At 62.6% G+C, this 23,935-nt stretch carries 19 protein-coding genes; 7 read left to right on the forward strand and 12 right to left on the reverse strand.

Annotation, left to right across the window (positions count from 1 at the left end; genetic code table 11):
- A complete protein-coding gene (locus tag HMPREF2781_RS09035; protein WP_070645512.1) occupies positions 1-999 on the reverse strand; it encodes an N-acetylglutamate synthase, CG3035 family in 999 nt (332 codons plus the stop codon).
- Entirely contained in the window at positions 999-1,613 is a 615-nt protein-coding gene (locus HMPREF2781_RS09040; RefSeq protein ID WP_070645514.1) for a peptide deformylase, read from the reverse strand. Before HMPREF2781_RS09040 ends, HMPREF2781_RS09035 begins: the two co-directional genes overlap by 1 nt.
- A gap of 16 nt (positions 1,614-1,629) precedes the next feature.
- On the opposite strand from HMPREF2781_RS09040, the gene HMPREF2781_RS09045 reads away from it, so the two are divergent.
- Genes HMPREF2781_RS09045 through HMPREF2781_RS09055 form a run of 3 tightly spaced genes read left to right on the forward strand, consistent with a single transcriptional unit; the run spans position 1,630 to position 3,869 of the window.
- Positions 1,630-1,884, forward strand: coding sequence for a DUF3263 domain-containing protein (locus HMPREF2781_RS09045; protein WP_070445801.1), 255 nt, complete (start codon positions 1,630-1,632; stop codon positions 1,882-1,884).
- Positions 1,885-1,910: 26 nt separating this feature from the next.
- The gene (locus HMPREF2781_RS09050; RefSeq protein ID WP_083308554.1) at positions 1,911-2,675 is read left to right on the forward strand and encodes a LytR C-terminal domain-containing protein; all 765 of its coding nucleotides are present in this window, start codon (positions 1,911-1,913) and stop codon (positions 2,673-2,675) included.
- Positions 2,676-2,723: 48 nt separating this feature from the next.
- A complete protein-coding gene (locus HMPREF2781_RS09055; RefSeq protein ID WP_070645517.1) occupies positions 2,724-3,869 on the forward strand; it encodes a glutamate--cysteine ligase in 1,146 nt (381 codons plus the stop codon).
- Between the two features lie 105 nt (positions 3,870-3,974).
- Here HMPREF2781_RS09055 and HMPREF2781_RS09060 read toward each other — a convergent pair whose 3' ends face one another.
- The 8 genes from HMPREF2781_RS09060 to HMPREF2781_RS09095 all read right to left on the reverse strand — a co-directional run bounded on the left by HMPREF2781_RS09060 (position 3,975) and on the right by HMPREF2781_RS09095 (position 13,252).
- Positions 3,975-5,198 (reverse strand): glycosyltransferase 87 family protein, encoded by a 1,224-nt coding sequence (locus HMPREF2781_RS09060; protein ID WP_070645519.1) that lies wholly within the window; start codon positions 5,196-5,198, stop codon positions 3,975-3,977.
- A gap of 88 nt (positions 5,199-5,286) precedes the next feature.
- Positions 5,287-5,667, reverse strand: a complete 381-nt coding sequence (locus HMPREF2781_RS09065; RefSeq protein ID WP_070445814.1) for a monovalent cation/H(+) antiporter subunit G — start codon at positions 5,665-5,667, stop codon at positions 5,287-5,289.
- A complete protein-coding gene (locus tag HMPREF2781_RS09070; protein WP_010188770.1) occupies positions 5,664-5,936 on the reverse strand; it encodes a monovalent cation/H+ antiporter complex subunit F in 273 nt (90 codons plus the stop codon). Before HMPREF2781_RS09070 ends, HMPREF2781_RS09065 begins: the two co-directional genes overlap by 4 nt.
- A complete protein-coding gene (locus HMPREF2781_RS09075; RefSeq protein ID WP_070445817.1) occupies positions 5,936-6,454 on the reverse strand; it encodes a Na+/H+ antiporter subunit E in 519 nt (172 codons plus the stop codon). The genes HMPREF2781_RS09070 and HMPREF2781_RS09075 overlap by 1 nt, the downstream gene beginning before the upstream one ends.
- Positions 6,451-8,247: a Na+/H+ antiporter subunit D gene (locus HMPREF2781_RS09080; RefSeq protein ID WP_070645521.1), complete on the reverse strand. Its 1,797-nt coding sequence runs from the start codon at positions 8,245-8,247 to the stop codon at positions 6,451-6,453. The genes HMPREF2781_RS09075 and HMPREF2781_RS09080 overlap by 4 nt, the downstream gene beginning before the upstream one ends.
- A complete protein-coding gene (locus tag HMPREF2781_RS09085; protein ID WP_070445823.1) occupies positions 8,240-8,740 on the reverse strand; it encodes a Na(+)/H(+) antiporter subunit C in 501 nt (166 codons plus the stop codon). Before HMPREF2781_RS09085 ends, HMPREF2781_RS09080 begins: the two co-directional genes overlap by 8 nt.
- Positions 8,740-11,655, reverse strand: a complete 2,916-nt coding sequence (locus HMPREF2781_RS09090; protein WP_070445826.1) for a Na+/H+ antiporter subunit A — start codon at positions 11,653-11,655, stop codon at positions 8,740-8,742. Before HMPREF2781_RS09090 ends, HMPREF2781_RS09085 begins: the two co-directional genes overlap by 1 nt.
- A 229-nt stretch (positions 11,656-11,884) precedes the next feature.
- Entirely contained in the window at positions 11,885-13,252 is a 1,368-nt protein-coding gene (locus HMPREF2781_RS09095; RefSeq protein WP_070645523.1) for a dipeptidase, read from the reverse strand.
- A 96-nt stretch (positions 13,253-13,348) separates the two neighbouring features.
- Between HMPREF2781_RS09095 and HMPREF2781_RS09100 the strand changes: the two genes are divergently transcribed.
- From HMPREF2781_RS09100 to ppk2, 4 genes are all read left to right on the forward strand, one after another.
- Complete coding sequence (locus tag HMPREF2781_RS09100; protein ID WP_070645525.1) at positions 13,349-15,322, forward strand: OPT family oligopeptide transporter; 1,974 nt, start codon at positions 13,349-13,351, stop codon at positions 15,320-15,322.
- A 277-nt stretch (positions 15,323-15,599) separates the two neighbouring features.
- Complete coding sequence (gene groL / locus HMPREF2781_RS09105) at positions 15,600-17,246, forward strand: chaperonin GroEL (RefSeq protein WP_070645527.1); 1,647 nt, start codon at positions 15,600-15,602, stop codon at positions 17,244-17,246.
- A gap of 495 nt (positions 17,247-17,741) precedes the next feature.
- The gene (locus HMPREF2781_RS09110) at positions 17,742-17,924 is read left to right on the forward strand and encodes a PorH family porin (RefSeq protein WP_070564148.1); all 183 of its coding nucleotides are present in this window, start codon (positions 17,742-17,744) and stop codon (positions 17,922-17,924) included.
- Between the two features lie 559 nt (positions 17,925-18,483).
- Positions 18,484-19,383, forward strand: a complete 900-nt coding sequence (ppk2, locus tag HMPREF2781_RS09115; RefSeq protein ID WP_010188788.1) for a polyphosphate kinase 2 — start codon at positions 18,484-18,486, stop codon at positions 19,381-19,383.
- A gap of 83 nt (positions 19,384-19,466) precedes the next feature.
- Here the strand turns inward: ppk2 and HMPREF2781_RS09120 are convergent, their stop codons facing one another.
- Positions 19,467-23,453, reverse strand: coding sequence for a Pls/PosA family non-ribosomal peptide synthetase (locus HMPREF2781_RS09120; protein WP_070645529.1), 3,987 nt, complete (start codon positions 23,451-23,453; stop codon positions 19,467-19,469).
- Positions 23,454-23,930 (reverse strand): MarR family winged helix-turn-helix transcriptional regulator, encoded by a 477-nt coding sequence (locus HMPREF2781_RS09125; protein WP_070445848.1) that lies wholly within the window; start codon positions 23,928-23,930, stop codon positions 23,454-23,456. It lies immediately after the preceding gene.
- Positions 23,931-23,935: the final 5 nt, after the last annotated feature.

Raw genomic sequence — 23,935 nt, forward strand, 5'->3', positions numbered from 1 at the left:
TTAGGGTACTTGAGGTAGACGGCGGGCGTAACGGTGACGGTGCTGCTCGAGGAAGCCGAGCTTCTCATAGAGCCGGATCCCAGCCGTGTTTCCTGCCACGACCTGCAGGTAGGCCTTCTCCGCACCCTGGGCCTTGCCCCAGGCCAGCATGTGCGCGCCTAAGGCGGTGCCCAGGCCCTTGCGGCGCCAGCCTTCGGCCACCTCCACGGCGGAGTAACCCAGCCACACGGTGCCGTCCCTGGATTCGGTGAGCGTGCCGCGCGTGATCGCGATGGTCTCACCAGCAGGGGAAAGGAGGCGTCCGAAGCCCATCGTGCCCTCAATGTGGCTGCGCAGGTACTCCAGCGCCAGCGGCGGGAGCGCCTGGCCGCGGAAGTGGTAAAGGTCGAGCCACTCGGCATCGGGCTGCTTGTCGACGACGAAGTGGACGTCGGAAAGCGCCGGCAGCTCCTCCAGGTCTCGGACCATCACCAAGATTTCCGGTTCGAGCTCCCAGGCTTCGGGTTCGGCCGCCACGAGCTTTTCTGCGGAGGCGCCGATGCGCTCCGGGATGGCCAAGCGCACAGGAAGATCGTGGCGCGCATAAAACGCGTCGATCTCCTCCATCGGTACCGGCAGAAATCCCGCGGAAGGGCCCAGCGGAATCGCGGAGTTTGAGCGGCCTGTCACGCCATCACCCGCGCGCAGGAGCCACTGGCCATCCGAGGTCCACGTGTGTTCCTTGCCTGGGAAGGCAGCCGCGGTGGCCACCTCGGCGGCGCGGATATCGGAGTTGCGGACGGTACGCGGGGAGAGGCGCTTAATGATCTTGAGCTGCTCCGGCGGAATCTCCACTGCGTCGAGCGAAGAGGGGTAGCCGCCGACTTCCTGGGGGCGGATGACCAGCGGCTCCAGGCTGAGCACGTGGCCGATGACATCACTGTGCACGCCGCCGAAATCGCGCCGGGCCACCACGCGCTCGCCCACCTGGACGGAATCGGAGCGGAAGATGCGGGACATTAGTCGTCGTGCCCGAAGGGATCTTCGTCCTCGCCTGGCAGCCAGGTAAGCCCGGCCTCGGTCCAGCCGTTGCGCTTAATAGCCTTCTTGGCCTGGCGCTTGTAGCGGCCGGTGAGCACGTCGGTGTAGACGAAGCCGTCGAGGTGGCCGGTTTCGTGCTGCAGCATGCGCGCGAAGAAACCATAGCCCTCGATGGAGATGTCCTCGCCCTTTTCATTCTTGCCGGTCACACGCGCCCAGTCAGCGCGGCCGGTGGGGTAGCCCTCGCCCGGAACGGAGAGGCAGCCTTCGTCCTCGGAGCCGTCGTCAGCCGGCATGGTCTCCGGAATCTCGGAGGTTTCCAGCACCGGGTTGATCACGCAGCCGCGCCGCATGCCGCCTTCGGGAAGCTCGGTGCCATCTGGCCCGTCGGTGTCGGGGCAGTGGTAGACAAAGAGGCGCTTGTTCACGCCGACCTGGTTTGCAGCCAGGCCTACTCCGTGCGCGGCATCCATGGTTTCGTGCATGTCCGCGATGAGCTCCTGTAGCTCGGGGGAGTCGATGGCTTCAGTGACCGGATCGGTGGGATTGTGGAGGACCGGGTCGCCGTGGATAACGATGGGACGAATAGTCATGGCATACAGTCTAAGCATGCACTCCCTGTCAGACCTAGACGCCGCGATTTTGGAGTTCGAGTCCCACGCCCCGCGCGATATCGGCGCCAAGGAGGAAGCCATCCGTGCGCAGCTGGATATTACTCCGGTGCGCTACCACCAACGCCTTAACGTGCTCCTTGATAACCCCGCCGCGCATGCTTCCTACCCGCTGTTGGTGACACGTTTGCGCCGGCTTCGCGACGCCCGCGAGGACGTCCGGCGCGCCGCGCACGACAATGCACCGGACTGAGGCCCATAGATACTAGAGTTGCCAGTGTGACTAATGTGAATCCGGAAAACTCTGCCTCGTCCGCTGACCGCGCGCGCCACGCCGCCGATTCCGATTCGGCTGCCGCCGCCCCGGCCTCCGCTAGCAAGCTCCCGCTGCGTGGTGTTGCCATGGTGCTCATCGCCGTGGCCGTCATGCTCGGCATGTGGGCTCTCTACGCCATGACCTCGGATGGTTCCGAGGACACCGCGCAGGATGCGCCCGCCAACGACGCCGCCGTCTCCGGTCCCGCCACCGGTGGCGTTGAAGGCGATGCTGCTACCGGCGGTGCGGAGGGCGAAGCCGACAAGAACAAGGACGCAGCCGAGCACGAGCGCCCGGCTGATGCCGACGCCGACTCGGAGAACGCCGACCAGGCTGGCGCGGAGCACAAGGAGAACCGCGAAGAGAACGCTGAGGCGGGCGCCGCCGTAGGCAACTCTGACCGCCCGCAGGCGGAGATCCCCGTCAACGTTTTCAACAACTCCGGCCGCGCCAACTACGCCGCTGATGAGGCAGAGCGCCTCAAGACCGAAAAGTTTAAGGTGGCCGAGGTGGGCAACATCAGCGGCGACGTCCTCGTCGCACCGCAGACCACCATCTTCTTCCCGCAGGGTGATGCGGCGGCCGAGAACCTGGCCAAGGAAGTCGCCGCCCAGTACTACGGCGGCAATGTTCCGGCGGAAGCCATTGCGCCTTACCCGGCTGAGCTGACCGGGGATTACACCAAGGGCGATGCCGTCGTCGTGGTCCTCGCCGTTCCCCAAGCCTAAGGAATAAAAACTTATTAAATTCACCCTGTTGGTGGATAGGATGAATGGGTGAATATTCCGGAAGAGAACTTCGCCCGCTCGCCTGAGCCCACCCTGGGCGTGGAGTGGGAAGTCGCCCTCGTTGACCCAGTGACTTGGGACCTCGTGCCGCGTGGTGCGGAGCTCATTGACCACGTACACGCCGCTCACCCCGACATCCACTTGGAAAAGGAATTCCTCCAGAACACGGTGGAGCTGGTGACCGGGGTATGCCGGACGGTGCCGGAGGCGATGGGGGACCTGCAGACGTCGCTAAGCGCAGTGCGTGAAGCGGCTAATTCTATGGACGTGCGCCTCTGGGGCTCGGGCGGACACCCTTTTACGGACTTCCGCAAGAACCCGGTTTCCTCCAAGGAGAGCTACTCCGAAATCATTAACCGCACCCAGTACTGGGGCCAGCAGATGCTGCTGTGGGGCACGCACGTGCACGTCGGCATCAGCCATGAGGAACGCGTGTGGCCCATCATCAATGCGCTGATGACGAAGTACCCCCACCTGCTGGCCATTTCCGCCTGCTCGCCGGGGTGGGAGGGGCTCGATACCGGTTACGCCTCCAACCGCACGATGCTTTACCAGCAGCTGCCTACCGCGGGCATGCCCTACCAGTTTGAGAACTGGGAGCAGTGGAAGTCCTACATGCGGGACCAGGCCATTTCGGGGGTCATCAACCACACCGGCTCGATGCACTTCGACGTCCGCCCGGCCTCGAAGTGGGGAACGGTGGAGGTGCGCATTTCCGATGCCGCCTCCAACCTCCGCGAGCTCTCCGCCATCGTGGCGCTCACGCACTGCCTGGTGGTGCACTATGACCGCATGATCGATGCGGGCGAAAAGCTGCCAACCCTCCAGCCGTGGCACGTGGCGGAGAACAAGTGGCGCGGTGCGCGCTATGGCATGGACGCGCTGGTCATCACCTCGCGCGAGACCGATGAGCGCTGGATCAAAGATGAGCTGGCGGATCTGTTGGTGGAGCTGACCCCGCTCTCAGAAGAACTAGGCTGTGCCCGGGAGCTGCAGCTGGTGCAGGAGATCATCGATTCTGGGGCGGGCTATGAGCGCCAGCGCCGCTTGTATGAGGAGACCGGCAGCTGGCAGAAGGTGGTCAAGGCCACCGCGGATGAGATGGAGCAGCTCCTGCCGCTCGCTGAGGGCTAAGCCCTAGGGGGCGAAGGTACAGATTGGTAAATAAGCCTTGTAGAACACGAGTTTTCGAGCCACTATTTACGAAAACGTACCTTGTCAAGACCTGGCGAACCGCCCCTAGCTCTTCTCCGCCACGCGCTTGCGCGGCGCGACGAAGCCCCACACGGCGTAGACGGCGATAAAGACGATGCAAGACAGCGTCCACAGCGAGGTCGCCCACGGCTGGAAGGATTCGATCGCGTCGAGGTTGGCCGTGGACATGGTGAACCACACCGGGACCGACATGAAGGGCAGTGACACCACGAACAGGGCCGCCACGGAGGCAAGACCGGCGAGCTGCTCGCCGAACTTCCCGGATAGCCGAGCAGTTAGCGCCTGGTTGACTGATACGAAGACCATGACCACGAAGGGGATGGTCCACACGAAGTGGTGGTACCACGAGAAGGGGGAGACCAAGCAGGTGCTCAGGCCAGTTAGCGCGAAGGCCGCGGTACGGTTGCCGCGCAGGTATGCGGTGCGCAGCGCCAGGCAGGTAAGCGCGAAGACCACGATGACCGCCAACAGCCACCAGATGCCGCCATCGATGCCGAGCTCGCGGAACATAAGCGAGCGCAGCGACTTTGCTCCGGGGTTGGCATGCTCGCCCACGCGGGAAGAATTGAACATGGCATCGGTCCAGAAATCCATCGCATCGGGTACGAAGAGGAAGCCGAGCACCACGGTCACCAAGAAGGTGATGACCGCCCCCGCGGCGGCCCACCAGCGCTTCTCAAAAAGCAAGGCCAGCCCCATATAGGCCGGGGTCAGCTTGATGCCCGCGGCCAGTCCAATTCCCACGCCCGGCAGGCGGTGCTTAAGCGGCAGGAAATCCAAGGCCACGAGCAGCATCAAGAAGACGTTGACCTGCCCGTAGTACAGCGACCCGTGCATCGCCTCATTCGCCGGGGTGAGCGCGGTAAGCAGCACGGCGACGAGTACCGCGGCCGGGGTCATCTTCACGCCCCGCTCGCGGAAGATCATGACGACGATCGCCAGCACCGCTAGGAACATGAGCGAGGGCCAGATAATGGTCAGCGCACCCTTGCTGAAGAAGGGCAAAACCTTGAACAGCAGGCCCGCGAACGGCGGGTAGGTGAAGGGGAATTGGAAGATATAGGGGGCGTCGTAAAGCAGGCCGCCCGTGTTGAGGTCCTCGCCCGCCATGCGGTAGATGGAGAGGTCGAAGGGGAGGATGTAGGTGAAGGAGTGGGGTCCATCGTATTGGCTGAACTTGTACACCATCACAGCGATGCCCAGTGCGAGGACAGCGCATATCGTTGGTACGCCTTGCAGCTTTTTCACGTCGACTCTCCTCGAATGAGCACCTATTATTGCCTTTAGCAGCCTATATTAATGCTCCCTCTTTTCCTGGGAGAAGGGGCCCGTGTCCTTACTTTCGGCGCAGGGAACGCGCGGCGGGGGCCTCGTTGCGCAGCATCGAATCCGGCGTGCCGTACAGGCCCTCGCGGCGAGCGATACGCGTGGTTCTTTGTGCGGTCACCGGGCTGGTGATCATGGCGAAAAGGACAAGCAGCACCAGGATGCCCAAGTCGCCGCGCTCAGCCACGCTGAAGCTTTCCGAACCCGTCACCTTGATGATGGCGCCCAGAATGGTGAAGATGAGCCCCGTGGTCTGTGGTTTAGCGATGGCATGCACGCGCGCCATCGTGTCCCCAAACCGTGCCACTCCAATCGCGGCCGCCAGAATGAGTATCGAGCCGACGAGGATGAGGATGATGGAGAGGACATCGGCAATCAGTGCGTAACTCATGAATCCCTCTTCCTGAAGCGAGTAACGGAGACCGTCGAAATGAATCCGAGGAGCGCCACGACCAGCATCGCGTTGGAGACTGTGGTGTCCAAGGTCCAACAGATATAGGTGGCCAGGGCGCATTGGAACATGGCCACGAGCCCGTCCATGGCGATGAGCCGGTCGAGCGAGTTGGGGCCGATAACGATGCGCCACGTGGTGATGAGGAAGGCCACCACGAGGAAGCCCGCGGCCACGGTGAGCAGGATGTTATACACGTCAGTATCCATCAGGGGTGGCTCCTTTCGAAGATGGCAATCATATCGGCTTCCAGCTTGCGCACCGCCGCGATCTCCCGCTCCAAGTGTTCCTCAGAGTCAGCGTTGAGGAGATGGATGGTGAGCATGCGGTTGGCAATATCGATATCGGACACCGTGCCGCCCGGCTGCAGGTTATACAAGCTCACCGCCAGCGCGAGAACGAACTCGTTCTCCACGCGCATCGGCAACTTCACAATTGCGGTCTTCGGCACTTCCTGCGGGCGCACCGCCAGCCAGCCAACCTTGAGGGAAGCTTCCATTAGCTCCACAAACCACTGCGCCATGAAGATGAAAAGCTTGCCCCAGCTCACCGAAATTCCTGCCACGGGCATGGCCGGCAGCGGTAGCGCGAAGACGATGAACAGGCTGGCAAGCAGCCCGCCTGCCAGGTTCGCCACGGTGACTTCGCCCATGAGCATGCACCACATGACGATGATCCACACCATGAACCAGGGCCGGAAGCGGTGCTTAATCCCGGCAAATCTCATCGCGATACCTCCTTTTCATCCTTGCGCACGGTGGTGGGCAGAGCGGGCGTGGCGCTTGGCGACGTCCTCGTTGTCGGCGCCACCGGCTCCGGATCCGGGATGGGCTCGCTCCGGTTCTTGCGGGAATCCGCGCCCTCCTCGTAGCGCTCGGCGGGGTCTAGGTGGCGCGTCGGGGCCTCGGCGGAATCACCCAGCACGGCATAACGGTAGATGGAATCATCCTGCGCCGAGATGGCCGCGCGGGTGGTGACACCGGAGATGGGGCCTGCCAGGAAGGACATCGACACCGAGGCGATGACGAGTAGGGACGTGGAGGCCAGCATGCCGAAGGGCACGCGGCCGACATCATCGCGATCTGCCAGTTCGACGTATTCGGTGACCTCGCCCAGCGGGGAAGGACGCACCATGGCGAGGTTGCCCTCGGGGGCGTCGCCGCGGTCACGCAGGAAGCCCTTGGCCCAGACGAGCACCATGACATACAAGGTGAGCAGGGAGGTGACCACCGCACCGCCGATGAGGACCCAGGACATCCACGAGCCCTCGTTCGCGCCAGCTTGGAGCAGCATGATTTTGCCCAGGAAGCCGGAAAAGGGCGGGATGCCACCCAGGTTCATGGCTGGGATGAAGTACAAGATGGCGATGAGCGGCGCGGTATAAATCAGCGAGCCCAAGCGCCGCAGCGAAGAAGTGCCGGCCTGGCGTTCGATGAGGCCTACCACCAAGAAGAGCGCGGTCTGGACCAGAATGTGGTGCACGGCGTAGAAAATGGCGCCCGACAAACCTTGCGCGGTTCCGAGGGCAACGCCGAAGATCATATAGCCGATATGGCTGACCAGCGTGAAGGACAGCAATCGCTTGATATCCGATTGGGCGATAGCACCCAAAATACCCACGAGCATCGTGGCCAATGCGACCCACATGAGCAGGCCATCCAGCCCTCCATCGGTGAAGATTGAGGTACGCGCGCGAATGATGGCGTAGACACCAACCTTGGTGAGCAGGCCCGCGAAGACCGCGGTGACGAGGGACGGTGCGGTGGGGTAGGAGTCCGGCAGCCAGGCATCCAACGGGAAGACGGCCGCCTTAATGCCAAAGGCAATGAGCAGCACGGCGAACACTGCGGAGCGGGTGCCCGCCGGGATATCCTCCATCCGGATGCCAATCTGGGCCATGTTCATCGTGCCCACCGTGGCGTAGATATAAGCCAAGGCCAGTACGAAGATGAGCGAGGAGGCCATGGAGACCATGACGTAGCCCACGCCGGCCCGCACGCGTGCGGGCGAGGCGCCGAGGGTCAGCAGCACATAGGAGGCCACGAGGAAGATTTCGAAGCCCACGTAGAGGTTGAACAAGTCACCGGCCAGGAAGGACACGTTCACGCCCATGGTTAGCAACATGTAGGTGGGCAGGAAGGTCGCCACCGGCTCGTCCTTAGTGCCGTCGCGCACGCCCTGTGAAATGGCGTACCACATGACGGAGAACAGGACGACGGAGGAGGTAAAGAGCATGACCGTGGACAAACGGTCCGCCACCAGCGTGATGCCCACTGGGGCGTCCCAGCCGCCCACCTGCAGGGTTTGAATGCCGGTGGTATCCGCGATGAAAATCAGAGCGGCATTCACGGTGGCGAGCGTGAGCAGGGAGAAGAAAGCGATGCGGCGCTGCGCATTGGCATTGCGTGCACAAAGCATCGCTAGCGCGGCAGCCAAGGCCGGGATGATGATCGGCAGGGGGATCAGGTAGCTGATATAGGGCAGCAGCAGATCCACCAGGGGTGAGATGGTCTCACTCATCGGTGGCCTCCTTCACGGGAGCCTCGAAGAATTCGGGGCCAAATTTATCGCCTTCCTTGGTGTTGCGGCCGGTGGTCGGGTCATTGGAGGCGTCATGGTCGGGGGCAGCCGAGGCGTTGCCCGGACGTGAGGCAATCGCGGCGATGGCGGCGTCCTCGGTGTCATCCTCAATCACGTCCGCGGTGCGGTAGCGATATTGGCGGTAGGCCAAGGTGAGGATGAAGCCGGTCAGCGCCATCGAAATGACGATGGCCGTGAGGATCATCGCCTGGGCCAGTGGATCGGCGATGTCCTCGCCATAGGGCAAGGAGGTCCGGCCGTCGATTGGCGGTGAGCCCGCCTTGCCGCCAGCCATGAGCATGAAGAGGTTCGCGCCATTGCCCAGCAGCAAGATGCCGAGCAGCATCTTGGTCATGGCGCGGTCTAGCAATAAGTACACCCCGGCGCCGCAGAGCACGCCCGCAGCGAGCAGGAGCATGAGGTTGGCATCCATTAGGCGTGTCCTTTCTCTGCGGTGGCAGTGGTTTCTTTCTCTTTCGCCCGGCGTGACAGGGAACGGGCGCGGTCGCGGGCGCGCTGCTTACGCATCTCTTCTTCCTCATCGAGCTTGGCACCCAAGGAAGACAAGACATAGAGCGTGAGACCGACGACGATGAGGTAGACACCGGCGTCGAAAATGAGCGCCGACGGCAAGGAAACATCACCGATGAGCGGTACGCCGATCTTCGTGTACCCAGAGGTCAGTGGTGGATAGCCCAGGAGCATCGGGGTGATGACGGCGCTGAGGGAGAACAGCAGGCCTACCGCCATGGTGCGGCCGCCGTCGAGTGGCAGCGCCTCCTCGAGCTCCTCGCGGCCGCCCGCCAGGTAGCGCAGAATCAGCGCCAAGGCTGCCACGAGGCCGCCAGCAAAACCGCCGCCGGGGGCGTTGTGGCCGCCGAAGAAGAAGTACAGGGACAGCACCATCATCGAGGGGAAGAGAATACGGGTGCTCACGTCCACCATGAGCGAACGGTTGAGCGCCTTCTCCGATTCCACGCCTGCAGCCAGCCAGCGGCGCCCGGTGACCTGCAAGGTCGGGCGGCGGGAGGCACGGGTAAAGCTTTGCGTGCGGAAAATCAACGAGGCAATGCCCGTTGCGGCAATGACGAGCACCGTGATCTCGCCAAAGGTATCCCACGCACGCAGGTCCACGAGCAGGACGTTGACCGTGTTGGCGCCGTGGCCAATCTCCTTGGCCAACTCCGGCATGTACTGCGAGATGGGTTCCTCGCGCCGGGCGTTGATAGCGAACATACCGATCACGGTGACGGCCAGGCCCACGCCGACTGCCAGCCAGGCGCGCAAGCGACCGGTTTTGGGCTCCTGCTTCCACTCGGTATTGGCCGGCATACGGCGCAGTACCAGCATGAAGAGCACCATGATGATGGTCTCCACAAGGAGCTGCGTTAGCGCCAGGTCCGGTGCGCCCTGTAGCGCGAAGATGAAAGACAAGGCGTAGCCGGTCACGCCGACGAGGATGACGCCCGAGAGGCGGTTATCCAGCACGGTGGCTGCGACAGCAGCGATGATGATGATCACCGCAGCGATGGCCTGCCAAGGGTTCTCAGCCACGATCATGTGCACGTTGGTGATATCACCGTTGATGAGCATGACGATGGGCAGCACCATGAGCGTAGCGAAAATGACCGTGAGGTTGAACTGCAGCGAACCGCGCTGGGTGGAGGCGGTGATGCGCAGGGAAAGCTGGCGTAGGGCGTTGATCACGGCGTCGTAGGAATCATCTGCCGAGCCCAGGGCCGGGTAGGTGAACTGGGCCTTCGTGAGCGCCTGGCGCTGCCAGTGCAGGAGGAAACCGGCGGCGACAATGACCACGGAAAGCAGCAGCGCGATGGTGAAGCCATGCCATAGGGCTAGTTCGGAAGCCTGCTCCGTCCCAAAAGTGTTGTCCAGGTGCTGCGTGATGCCGTGGGATAGCGGCAGCGGCCGCAGGCCAAAGAAGATGGTGAGCAAGGTCAGCACCGTCGGCGGGATCCACAGGAAGGGGCCGATGTGGTGCATGTGTGCCACTGCCTCCGAAGGCTCTTCCTGCCCCTTGGAGGAGAACGCGCCCCACAAGAAGCGCAGGGCATAGGCCATCGTCAGCGCGGAGCCGACGACGACGGCAACGAGTAGCATGTTGCGCGGCATGCCGACGAGCAGCTCCTCGCCCATGATGGCTTCCAGCGTGGCTTCCTTGGACACGAAGCCCAGCAGCGGTGGAATGCCCGCCATGGACATCGCGGGGAGGATAGCTAGGACATACAGCGCGGGGCTCTTCCTGCCCAGGCCCGCAAGCTTGTCGATGTCCCTCGTTCCCGTCGAATGGTCGATAGCACCGACGATCATGAAGAGCGCAGCCTTGAAGAGGGAATGCGCGAACGTTAGCGCCAGTCCTGCCTGCATGGCCTCGCGGGATCCGATGGCGATGATGGCGGTGATAAAACCCAGCTGTGAGACGGTGCCATAAGCCAAAACCAGCTTCAGGTCACGCTGCTTGAGCGCCATCCAGCCGCCGAGCAGCATGGTGAAGGCGCCCAGGGGGATGACCACGAGGTGCCAGGTAGGAATGTCATGCACCGAGGGAGCAAGGCGCGCGACGAGGTAGATACCGGCCTTCACCATCGCTGCGGAGTGCAGGTAAGCCGAGACTGGGGTCGGCGCGGCCATGGCGCCGGGCAGCCAGAAGTGGGCCGGGGCGATGGCGGACTTGGAGAGCGCACCGCAGAGAATCAGCACGATCGCCACGGTGAGGTAGGGGGTGTTGGCGAGGTCTTCGGTGGCGGCGATACCGCTGAAAGACCACGCGCCGGTCTGGCGGCCGAGGAGGGTGATACCGACCAGCATGGCGAGGCCGCCTAGAACGGTCACCATGAGCGCCTGCTGCGCTGATCGACGCGACGAGGCGCGCTCGCCGTAATAGCTCACCAAGAGAAAAGACAGCAGGGAGGTGATTTCCCAGAAGACGTAGAGCAGCAGGAAATTATCGGAAATGACCAGGCCATACATGGCCGTGGCAAAGCCCACCATCTGGCCACCGAAGAGGGCAAGGCGGCGCCGAGGATGGTCGAAATAGCCCCAGCAATAAAGCAAGACCAGCGCGCCTACTCCCAAGATGATGAGGCTGAATAACGCGGAAAGCGCGTCCATGCGGAAGCTGATATTGAGGTGCGCGGCTGGCATCCAGTTGAGGTCATAAGCCAGCTGGTTGCCGTTGCGTAGCGTGCCAGTAGTGAGCTGCTGGAGTACCCAGAAGAAGCCGACCGCAGGGGCGATTGCCAAGAGCCCGAAGGCGCGGCGGCCAAGGTAGAAAATGAGGAATGGAGCGGCGATGGATGCTACGACCAAGGCGCAAAAGAGAGTGAGCACGAGGTTGCGGTGGCGTCCTTTCCTTGTCGGGGGACTGGGTTAAACCCACCGCGCTGGCGGGCGTTCACTAATGCTCACGATACAGTCTGAAATCCCAGTTTTCACATTTTCGTTTCATACAGTTATATATGCGTCTCCTGTTGGCGTTCCGCCACCTCGCCAACCGCCTAGCTCAGGAGAAGGGAGACCAACGCCCGGCGGATCTTGTGGCTGGGCGTTGGGCTGGTGCCTAGGCGAAGCGCTGGAGGAAGAGTGCTTCAGCGATGGCGATCTTTTCAATTTCGCTCGGGTCGACCGACTCATTGGCGGAGTGGATGGTGCACTGCGGCTCCTCGACGCCAAAGAGCGCGATCTCGGCATTCGGGTGCTTCTCCTGCAGCTCCACGGTCAGCGGGATGGATCCGCCCATGCCCTGGGTGATGGTCTCGGCCCCGAAAGCCTCGCCGAGGCACTCGCCGAGCAGAGCCACGGCGGGCTTTGCCGGATCGGTTTCGAATCCCAGGTTGGCCTCCAGGATGGTGACCTCGATGTGTGCGCCCCACGGGACGTGCTTCTTCAGGTGCTCGGCCACGGCCTCCGCGGTGGCGCGGGGATCCATGGTGGCGGGGGTGCGCAGGTTGATATTGGCCTCAGCGGTAGCGGGCACGGCGTTGACGGCCTCGGCCACCGGGGTGGAGGTAAAGCCGGTGACGGTAATCGCCGGGCGGGCCCAAATCATATCCGCGATGGCGGTGGCACCGGCCGGGTCCTTCGCGCCCATGACCTCGGTGCCCTCAAGCATCTGCGCGTCGGCGCGGAAGTTCTCCTCGCTGTAAGCGGTGTCCTGGCCCTCGGCCAGCGGCCAGGTGCCCTCGCAATCGACGCCGTCGATAGTCGTGCGGCCATACTCATCCGTCAGGGAATCCAGCGCGCGCATGAGCGCCTTGACAGCGTCGGGAGCCGCGCCGCCGAACTGGCCGGAGTGCACAGCCGAGTGGAGGGTGGAGACCTTGACGTTGATCTGCGAGCCACCGCGCAGGGAGGTCGTCAGCGTCGGCACACCCACCTTGGCGTTGCCGGCGTCGGCGATGAGGATGGCGTCGGCAGCAAAGAGCTCCGGGCGCTCTTCGATGAGTGCGGACAGGCCCTCGCCGCCGCGTTCCTCAGAACCCTCAATAAGCACGGTGAGGTTGAGGTCGGTTCCACCGTGAGCGTCGAGTGCGCGCAGGGCCGCTAGGTGCATAGCGACGTTGCCCTTGCAGTCCGCGGCGCCGCGGCCGTACCAGCGGCCATCGCGCTCGGTCAGCGTGAAGGGATCGGAGCCCCAGGCCTCCGGGTTGCCGGCGGGCACGACATCATAGTGCGAGTAGAGCAGCACCGTCTTCGCGCCTTCCTTGCCGGGGCGCTTGGCGACGATCGCCGTGGAACCATCAGCGGTGGTGATGGCTTCGGGGGTGAAGCCGACGTCGACAAGCGCGGCGTGAACCCACTCCGCTGCCTTCGCGGTCTGCTCCTCTAGACCCGGCTCGTTGTGGACGGAATTGAAGGAGACGAGCTCCTTGAGCTGCTGGAAAATGGTATCTCGGTCGTTGCTGACAAACTCAGAAATCTTGGTCATGCCCTCCAACCTACTCGTATCCCCGAATCGGTCTATCGACAAGTAGGGAGTAATATATCCCGGGTTCTAGTAACTATTCCTTAGAAAGGACCTGACATGGCGACGACGACCGCCGAAGGTTCCCAGTCCACGCTCCGCGAGCTCACGCTGCGCGGCATTATTATCGGTGGACTTATCACTCTGATCTTTACTGCCGCCAACGTGTATCTCGGCCTTAAAGTAGGCCTGACATTTGCCACGTCCATTCCTGCCGCCGTGATTTCCATGGCGGTGCTGCGCCGCTTTGCCGGGCACAACGTCAAAGAGAACAACATTGTGCAGACCATCGCGTCGGCAGCCGGTACCTTGTCCGCCATCATCTTCGTGCTCCCAGGCCTGGTGATGGTGGGCTACTGGCAGGGCTTTTCCTTCATCGATACCGCCGCGGTGTGCGCCATCGGTGGTGTGCTCGGCGTGATGTACTCCATCCCGCTCCGCCGCGCGCTGGTGACGGGCTCGGACCTGCCCTACCCGGAGGGTGTGGCCGCGGCCGAGGTCCTCAAGGTGGGCGATAGCTCCGGTGAGGACGGCGAAGCCGTCCACGAGGAAAACGCGAAGGGCCTGCGCGTCATTGTCTTTGGCGGTATCCTCTCCGCGTTTATGGCTTTACTGGCAGCAATGAAGGCGGCTGCCTCTGAGGTGGCCACCTACTTCAAATTCGGCTCAGGTGCGACGACGCTAGGCACCTCCCTCTCGCTGGCGCTGGTCGGCGTGGGCCACCTCGTGGGCCTGGCCGTCGGTATCGCCATGCTCGTCGGCGTGGTTATTTCCTACCTCATCCTGCTGCCCATCCTCACCGGTGGTGAGGGTCTGGGAGATCCGGCCGCCATCATGGAGACCGTCGATACGGTCTTCTCCGATAGGATCCGCTTCATCGGCGTGGGCACCATGGCCATCGCGGCCGTGTGGACGCTGGTTAAGATTACGGGCCCGATTGTCAAGGGCATGGCTGAGTCCTTCGCCTCCTCCCGCAACCGCAAGGATGGCCAGCAAGTGGCAGTGGAGGAGCGCGATATTCCAGCGCCCTATGTCATTGGCACCATCTTGGTCCTGATGATTCCGATTGGACTTTTGCTGTGGAACTTCGTGCGCGGTACCGATATTCACGATCACATGGGCGTGCTCATTACGGTCTCCGTGCTCTTCACCTTGCTGGTGGGCCTCGTTATCGCGTCGGTGTGCGGCTACATGGCTGGCCTGATTGGTGCCTCTAACTCGCCGATTTCCTCTATTGGCATCATCGCGGTCATCGCCGCGGCGCTGCTGATTGCCGCCGTGACCCGCGGTACGGATGCGGAGCCGCTCTCGCTTGTGGCCTACACGCTGTTTACCGCGGCCATTGTCTTCGGCATTGCGACCATTTCCAATGACAACCTGCAGGACCTCAAAACTGGTCAGCTGGTTGGGGCAACGCCATGGAAGCAGCAGGTAGCGCTCATCATTGGTGTTCTCTTCGGTTCCTTGGTGATTCCGCCGATTCTCCAGGTCATGCTCACCGGCTTCGGCTTCCAGGGCATGGAGGGCGCTGGCGAGGATGCACTGGCTGCACCGCAGGCCGCACTGATGTCCTCGGTGGCCTCCGGTATTTTCGATAACTCCCTGCCGTGGGATCTCATCGGTCTGGGCGCGGCAATTGGTGCCGTCATCATCATCGTGGACGAGTGCCTGCGCTACTTCACCGACAAGTACTCTCTGTCGCCGCTGGCCGTGGGCATGGGCATGTACCTGCCGGCAGCCATCACCGTTGTGGTGCCGATCGGTGCTTTCCTGGGTTACTTCTACAATCGTTGGGCAGCCCGCCAGTCCAAGCCGGATTTTGTCAAGCGCATGGGTACGCTGCTGGCTACTGGCCTCATCGTGGGAGAGTCCCTCTTCGGCGTGGTCAACGCGGGTATCATCGCGGCCTCGGCCGGCGAGTCCCCGCTGGAGATTTTCGAAGGCGGGACGGCAGCCAAGTTCGTTGGCGTCATTCTCTTTGTTGGCGGTATTGCTGCGGCCTACAAGTGGACAGCGAAGAAGGCTGCGTCTTAAACGCGATAAAGGTTTCGTGTTGATGAGTGGTTCGGTTTAACGGGCGATGCGATCTAGTGGGCGGTGCTTATGCACCGCCCGTTCGTGTTGAACCTTGCAGTCGCGGGGGCTGAGTGCCAGAATGGTCGCTAGCACTTCCACATGGCAAGTGCCAGAAATAAACAGAATCATCTATGTGGTTGGGGCTGGAGAACACTCGCCAGCCGTGCCGTCGCGGGCGTCCGTCATAGATCAGACGTGAGTGTCGTCCTCAACAAAGCTTAAGGAGCACAAACACATGGCAAAGATTATTGCCTTCGATGAAGAGGCACGTCGCGGCCTCGAGCGTGGTCTCAACACGCTTGCTGACGCCGTCAAGGTCACCCTCGGCCCCAAGGGTCGCAATGTCGTCCTGGAGAAGTCCTGGGGCGCTCCGACCATTACTAACGACGGTGTCTCCATCGCGCGCGAGATCGAGCTCGAGGACCCGTACGAGAAGATCGGCGCTGAGCTGGTCAAGGAAGTAGCCAAGAAGACCGACGACGTCGCCGGTGACGGCACCACCACCGCTACCGTTCTGGCACAAGCTCTCGTGCGTGAGGGCCTGCGCAACGTAGCTGCTGGTTCCAACCCAATGGGCATCAAGCGCGGCATCGAGGCCGCTACCAAGAAGGTTGTTGACTCCCTGCTTTCCTCCGCAAAGGAAGTAGAGACCCAGGAAGAGATTGCCACCACCGCAGGCATCTCCGCCGCTGACCCGGCAATCGGCGAGAAGATCGCCGAGGCTATGTACACCGTGGGTAACGGCTCCGTGAACAAGGATTCCGTTATTACCGTTGAGGAGTCCAACACCTTCGGCGTTGACCTTGAGGTCACTGAAGGTATGCGCTTCGACAAGGGCTACATCTCTGGCTACTTCGCTACCGATATGGAGCGCCAGGAGGCAGTCCTTGAGGATCCGTACATCCTGCTGGTCTCCTCCAAGATCTCCAACATCAAGGACCTCGTCCCGCTGTTGGAGAAGGTCATGCAGACCGGCAAGCCGCTGCTGATTATCGCTGAGGATGTCGAGGGCGAGGCCCTGTCCACCCTCGTGGTCAACAAGATCCGCGGCACCTTCAAGTCCGTTGCTGTGAAGGCTCCGGGCTTCGGCGACCGCCGCAAGGCCACCCTGCAGGACATGGCTATCCTCACCGGCGGTCAGGTCATCTCCGAAGAGGTTGGCCTCTCCCTGGAGACCGCTGAGATCGAGTACCTTGGCCAGGCACGCAAGGTTGTCGTGACCAAGGATGAGACCACCATCGTTCAGGGTGCCGGCTCCCAGGAGCAGATCGACGGCCGTATCAAGCAGATCCGTGCCGAGATCGAGAACTCCGACTCTGACTACGACCGCGAGAAGCTGCAGGAGCGCCTGGCCAAGCTGGCCGGCGGCGTGGCAGTCCTCAAGGTTGGTGCCGCTACCGAGGTTGAGCTCAAGGAGCGCAAGCACCGCATCGAGGATGCCGTGCGCAACGCTAAGGCTGCCGTAGAGGAGGGCATCGTCGCCGGTGGTGGCGTGGCTCTGCTGCAGGCAGCCGAGGTTCTGGATTCCCTCTCTGACCTAACGGGTGACGAGGCTACTGGCGTCAAGATTGTGCGCGAGGCACTCTCTGCGCCGCTGAAGCAGATTGCCCAGAATGCTGGTCTGGAGCCGGGCGTTGTCGCTGACAAGGTCTCCTCCCTGCCGGCTGGCCAGGGTCTCAACGCCGCTTCTGGCGAGTACGTGGACCTGATGGCTGCGGGCATCAACGACCCGGTGAAGGTCACCCGCTCCGCGTTGCAGAACGCTGCGTCCATCGCAGCCTTGTTCCTGACTACCGAGGCGGTTGTGGCTGATAAGCCGGAGCCGGCCGGTGCAGGCGCTGGCATGCCGGACGCTGACGCAATGGGCGGTATGGGCTTCTAGTCCTTAGCCTCCCGGCCTGAAGCGCATTGCGACTTCAGGTCCTAACAAATTACGAGCTCCCCACGGTTGACCGTGGGGAGCTTTCTTCCTCTTGAGACACTTTTGTGTCCTTATAGCACCCCGAATAGGGGTAATTCGGGGTGCTCCTGCGAAAAATATTTCGCGAGTTTACTCTGTAAAGCAAGCCTATGAATCGTGGTTCAGGGAGCTAACGTTACGTTCTGAGGAAGATTTCTTAAGCCTTCATTTCGAGCGCTACCTATTTCTGCAGATAGGCGCGTTGTTGCAGGCTGGGTTAATAGAAGATGAATTAATAACCTGAAAAGTGACTCTGATTGTCAAAGCGCTTTGCGCGAAAAATCACCCACGAATTCACTTGCAATGTGTCAGTGGTGTGCCAAAATAGTTCCTTGTGACGCCCGCTGAGGGTGTCTGCAAAACCGCAAACCCCCTCCGGGCAATCTCTTTACCCGGACTTCACAAGAGGAGACCACAATGGATCTTTCTTTCATCGGTGACCAGCTCGGTAACTTCGCTACCTTCGCTGACGGCATCAAGAAGCTCTTCACCGGCTTCGCTGGCGTCTTCGACGCTATCTCCGGCGCTGCTCAGCAGGGTGACTCCTTCGTTGTTAAGCCGAACACCTCCGCTCTCGAGGCTCTGTCCTCCAAGAAGTAAACTAGCTTCCCTTTAGGGCAGCACTAAACACACACTTTCAATCCCAAGGAGATTTCAAATGGGTACCCTTTCTTCCTCCGGCATCATCGGCCTCCTGCTCAACATTTTCTACAACCTGGGCGACATGGCTTCCGGCGCTTCCAAGCTGATCGGCCTGCTCTAAAAAGCACGCTGCTCACGCAGTACTAAGCGCTAACCCCGCTGACCCATTTGGGCAGCGGGGTTTCCCATTTCCGAAATTCGCCGTCGGACGGATGCCTAGGACTGGGCCGCCGGACTGAGTTCGGCCAGCGCGGTGGCGTGGTACGTTTTCGCAAATAAGCCCCCGAAACCAGGCGGTTTCATGAGCTTGCGTGCGAAAACGTACCAACGTGTACGCGCGGCGGGTACGGAACGACCATTTAAGCCCCCAGATCTCGCCCGACTTTTGGGGGCACTAATTGTTAGAAACGTACATTCTGGGCGGATGCTGCCGCCCATCGGGCATACGGGGGTAAATCACGCGGCTACAACTTCTTTTATCGCGCCAGATGTCTGCTTCCTAGATAGAATTAAAGGTATGGCTGACATTAAAGACGACGAACTCCCCGAGATCGACCTTGCGCAGACCGACGGCTACGTCGTCGATGACTCTGATGAAGATGATCCCTCGCTGATCATGCCGGATGGCTCGCCTGTCGAGACTTGGCGCGAGAACTACCCGTACGAGGAGCGCATGACGCGCGATGAGTACGAATCCATCAAGCGCGCCCTGCAGATTGAGCTGCTGAAATGGCAGAACTGGACGAAGGAAACCGGCCAGCGCCACATTATCCTCTTCGAGGGCCGCGATGCCGCGGGTAAGGGCGGCACCATTAAGCGTTTCAACGAGCACCTCAACCCGCGTGGTGCGCGCACCGTGGCGCTGGAGAAGCCTTCCCCGCGCGAGTCCACGTCGTGGTACTTCCAGCGCTATATTCAGCACTTCCCGTCCGGTGGTGAAATCGTTTTCTTCGACCGCTCCTGGTACAACCGCTCCGGTGTGGAGCGCGTCATGGGCTTCTGCACAGAGTCCCAGCACGCAGAGTTCCTGCGCGAGGTACCGATGCTGGAGAACATGCTCCTAGGCTCGGGTATCTCCCTGACTAAGCTATGGTTCTCCGTGACTCGCAAGGAACAGCGCACTCGCTTCGCTATTCGCCAGATTGACCCCGTCCGTCAGTGGAAGCTTTCGCCCATGGACCTAGCGTCCTTGGATAAGTGGGATGATTACACCCGCGCCAAGGAGGAGCAGTTCCGCTACACCGATACGGAAGAGTCTCCGTGGATCACCATTAAATCCAACGACAAGAAGCGTGCCCGCATCAACGCGATGCGCTACGTGCTCTCCAAGTTTGAGTACACCAACAAGGACCACGAGCTCGTTGACCAGGTGGATGACAAGATTGTCAAGCGCGGTCGCGACCAGATCGGTGACTAATCACGGCACCCCGACCGCTCATTAGCGAGTCAGGCATAAAAAGGAGGCGGCAGGTAAACCTGCCGCCTCCTTTATTTTTTTATCTATTTCTTCCAGGGCTCGATAGGGTTTCCCTGCCACTCGGAGTTGCCCGGGACTTGGTCGCCACGCATCACCAAGGAGCCGGGGCCAACCGTTGCCACGCTGCCGATGACCGAGGCTGGCAGCGCCACCGAATGCGAGCCCAAGGTGGCACCAGCCTTGATGGTCACGGTGTCCAGGCTCATCACGCGGTCCTGGAAGAGGTGTGTTTGCACCACGGTGCCCGGGCCGACGGAAGCGCCTTCGCCCACAAAGCACAGGTCCGTCTCTGGGAACCAGTAGGAATCGATCCAGGCGCCGCGGCCAATCGTCACGCCCAGCGCGCGCAGGCCCTGGTTGATCTCGCCCATGCCATAGGTGTGAGTAAAGAACCACGGGGCGGCCACCGCCTCCACGAAGGTGTCCTGTAGCTCGTTGAGCCACACGAAGGCGGACCACAGAGGGTGATCGCCAGCGGTCTGCGTGTCCACGCAGATCCACTTGACCGCCACGGTGATCGCCATCGCGATGGCGCCCGCCACCATGAGGATGAGGCCGCCGAGGGCCCAGGCGGTGGCGATGCCGAGGGCGTCGGCAAGAGCGTAGAGCGATGCCAACGTGCCCGCCAGCAACATGGCCGAGGTCATCGGAGCCAGCAGGCGCATGGTTTCAATCGCACCACGCGCGGCCTTGACCCCAAAGCCCGGGTTATAGGTGAGGGATTCGCCCTCCACACCGTCCACGTGGGCCTCCACGCGGCGCATGCGCTCCGGCGGGGAACCCCACCAGTTGGCACCGGACTTGGTCTTCTTCGGCGTCGAGGAGAGCACGGCAACCAGCGAGTTCTTCGATAGTTTGCGTCCGGGTCCGGTGATGCCGGAGTTGCCCACGAAGGAACGCTTGCCCACCTTGGTCTCACCCGTGAGCATCCACCCGCCACCGAGCTCATAGCCGCCGATCATGGTGTCATCCGCCAGGAACGCACCGTCCTTGACCTCGGTGAGTTTGGGAACCATGACGGCCGTGGAAATCTCCACGTCCTTGCCAATCGTCGCACCCAGCGAACGCAACCACGCCGGGGTGAGCTGCGAGGCATAGATGGGAAAGAGCTGCGTGCGGGCCTCGTCCATGAGGCGTTCGATGGCCCACAGGCGCCAGCCCTTGGCGGAGCGCACCGGTGCCACACCGGGCTTGATGCCCAGCGAGAGGATGCGCACGCCCAGCCAGGTTTGCAGCATGAAGGTGGCGAATGCCGCAAGCGCGCCCAGCGGGGCGAAGAAGATAGAGCCGACGAAGGCAGAGCCCTCGGTCACCGCGATGAGGGCAACGACCACGGCAGCACCCACGGCCAGCGCCACGATGGGCTGGAGGGCCAGCAAGATAGAAGTAGCGCCGTAGATGGCTACCCACCACGGGCGGCGCTTCGGGGCATGCGACGGGAAGCGATGCTTGGAGCGGCCCACCTTCTTGGCAGGAGATCCGGACCAGCGCTGACCGTCCTTGATCTTCTTGCGCCCAGTGACGGTGGAGCCGGCCTCGACGTGGGCATTCTTGCCCACGACGGCGCCCGGAAGCAGCGTCGAGCGCGCGCCCACGCGAGCACCCTCCTTGACCTCAATGGCGCCAACGTGCAGGATATCGCCGTCGAGCCAGTAGCCGGAGAGATCGACCTCGGGCTCAATCGCGGCGTGCTTGCCCAGGGTCAGCAGGCCCGTTACAGGCGGCAGCGAGTGTAGGTCCACTCCGCGGCCCATCTTCACTCCCAGCGCGCGGGCATAGTTGTTGACCCACGTCGCGCCCGCGATCGAGCGCGAGCCAGAAGCATCGGCCCAGCGCTCCGCTGCCCAAATACGCAGGTGTGTTGAGCCACCGCGCGGATAGTCGCCGGGCTTAATCCCGGCGGTGATAAGCCGCGCGCCGAAACCACCGATGGGGATGCGGCCGATGGGGGTGACAAAGATGACGATAAGGAGGATGACCAGCCACCATGGCGTGGTCATGGCCCACTCCACGCCCAGCAGGTTCGCCAGGTTGGAGCCCAGCAGCAGCCAGGCCAGCCACGTCGTGGCGGCCAGCGTCATCACGGGGATCTGGATGAGTGTTTGCGCGAGGCGCGTGCCGGCGCCGACGGGCTTCACCTCGCGTGCGGGTCCGGCGTCCTCGACGGACTCGGCACCGGCAAGCTGCTCCGCCAGGGAACCCAGGCGCGGGTGGTCGTAGAGATCGCGCACGGCCACGGTGGGGAAGCGCTCGCGGATGCGGCCGACCAAGGTCGCCGCGGCCAGCGAGGTGCCGCCGAGGGAGAAGAAATCAGCGTTGACGTCCTCCACGGAAACACCCAGGGTGTCCACCCACAGCTCCGCCAGCCACTGCTCGGTGGGGTTGAGGCCGTCTGCCTCCACGCCCACTCCCGGCAGCGGCCACGGCAGGGCTTTCTTATCCACCTTGCCGGAGGTGCGAATCGGTAGCTCCTCCATGACGCAGATGCGCGGGACGAGCGCTGCCGGCATGGACTCCGCCAGGCGGGCGTGCGCGGCCTCGTGGTCGAAGCCGGCATCCGGGTCATCCAGGGAGACGTAGCCGACGAGCACGGACTCGCCGCCCGGTGTCTTCTGCACGGCCACGGCGGAGTTGTACACGTTCGGCAACGCGGCGACGTTAGCTTCGACCTCACCGAGTTCGATGCGGCGGCCACCAATCTTGACCTGGTCATCGACGCGACCCACAAAGTACAGGCCGTCCTCTTCCAGGCGCACGTGGTCACCGGTGCGGTAGGCGCGCTCCCAGCCCAGGGACTCCAGCGGCGCGTACTTCTCCGCATCCTTCACCGGGTCCAGGTAAGCAGCCAGGCCCACACCACCGATGACGAGCTCGCCCACCTCACCGATGTTCACGGGGACGCCGTGCTTGTCGACGACCACCAGGTCCCAGCCCTTCAGCGGCAACCCAATCGACACGGGCTTGCCCGGCAGCATGCGCTGCGCGCAGGCCACGACCGTGGCCTCGGTGGGGCCGTAGGTATTCCACATCTCGCGGTCCTCGGTGGCCAGGCGGTCCGTGAGCTCTTGGGAGCAGGCTTCGCCGCCGACGATGAGGAGGCGGATGTTGTCCAGGGCCTCGGCGGGCCAGAGGCCGGCCAAGGTTGGGACGGTGGAGACCACCGTGATGTCACGGCGAATCAGCCAGGGACCTAAGTCCATGCCGGAGCGCACCAGCGAGCGCGGGGCCGGAACCAAGCAGGCACCGTGGCCCCAGGCCAGCCACATTTCCTCGCAGGAGGCATCGAAGGCTACAGAAAGGCCAGCCAGGACGCGGTCCTCCGGACCGAGCGGACCGTGCGGGCTATCCACCAAAAAGAGGGCAGCCTCGGCATCAACGAAGGCGGCCGCGGAGCGGTGGCTTACGGCCACGCCCTTGGGCTTACCCGTTGAGCCGGAGGTGAAGATGATCCACGCGGTGTCTTCGGGTCGCGGTTCCTCGAAGGGGACGCCATCTCCACCGCCATCCTTTTCGTCGAACGCGGGGCGCGCCATCCGCGCCCCGCCCTCCCGCAACATGCGGAAACCTTCGTCGGTGAACACACCATCGATGTCGGCCTCGCCGAAGACCATCTCGGCGCGCTCGTCGGGGTCGTCGGCATCGACGGGCACGTAGGCCGCGCCGGCGGCGAGCGTGGCCAGGATGGCCAGGTAGAGCTCGCGCTTGCCCGAGGTCATGCGGATGCCGATGCGGTCGCCACGGCGCACACCGCTGGCGTGGAGTTCGGTGGCCCATGCGGAGACGTCGGCAAGCAGTTCGGCGTAGGTGAGGATTTCACCGTCGTCGAGGGCCGCGGCCTCGGGGAAGTGCTCGGCTGTGGTCTTAACGATGTCCCAGAGGGTGCGCGCCGGTGCGGCCTCATCACCAAGGAGGTAGTGCTCGGGGACCTCGGGCATTACTGGGATCTCGGGCTCGTCTGTGTGCAGGGCGTGGCGGCCCCCTGTACTGGGAAGATTATCGGGTTCCGTCATTTAAGCATCACTGCTTTCTGCATCAGCCGGTGCGTCCGCTGCGATGATGGCGGTGGCCAGTTTGCGCAGGTGCTTGAGCTGCTTGTTGGTGGACGCGTCGAGGGCTTCGTCCTCGGCCTTCGCTACCAAAACGGTGAGCTCTTTGTGCGCCTTCACGCCTTTCTTGGTGGAGGCAATGATTTGGCGGCGGCGGTCCTTGGAGTCACGCTCACGCTTAACCCAATTGCGAGACTCCAGTGAATCCAGCAGGCGCACCATGTCGGAAGCGTCAATGGCCAAGGTTTCCGATAGTGCGGACTGGGAGGACGCGGCTTCCGCAACCAGGCAGGTGAGAACCCAGTACTCGCGCAGGGTGGTCTTCTGCGTTTGTAGTGCGGCCTCGACGCCTTCGCGGGTGCGGCGGCGGAGGCGCTCCAGCTGGAAGGAGGGGGACTCTAGGAGCGAGGTGGGAATCGATACGGAGTTAAAGGTAGGCATGCCGA

Origin of the sequence: Corynebacterium sp. HMSC062A03, assembly GCF_001811145.1 — a bacterium.
Taxonomy (GTDB): domain Bacteria; phylum Actinomycetota; class Actinomycetes; order Mycobacteriales; family Mycobacteriaceae; genus Corynebacterium; species Corynebacterium aurimucosum.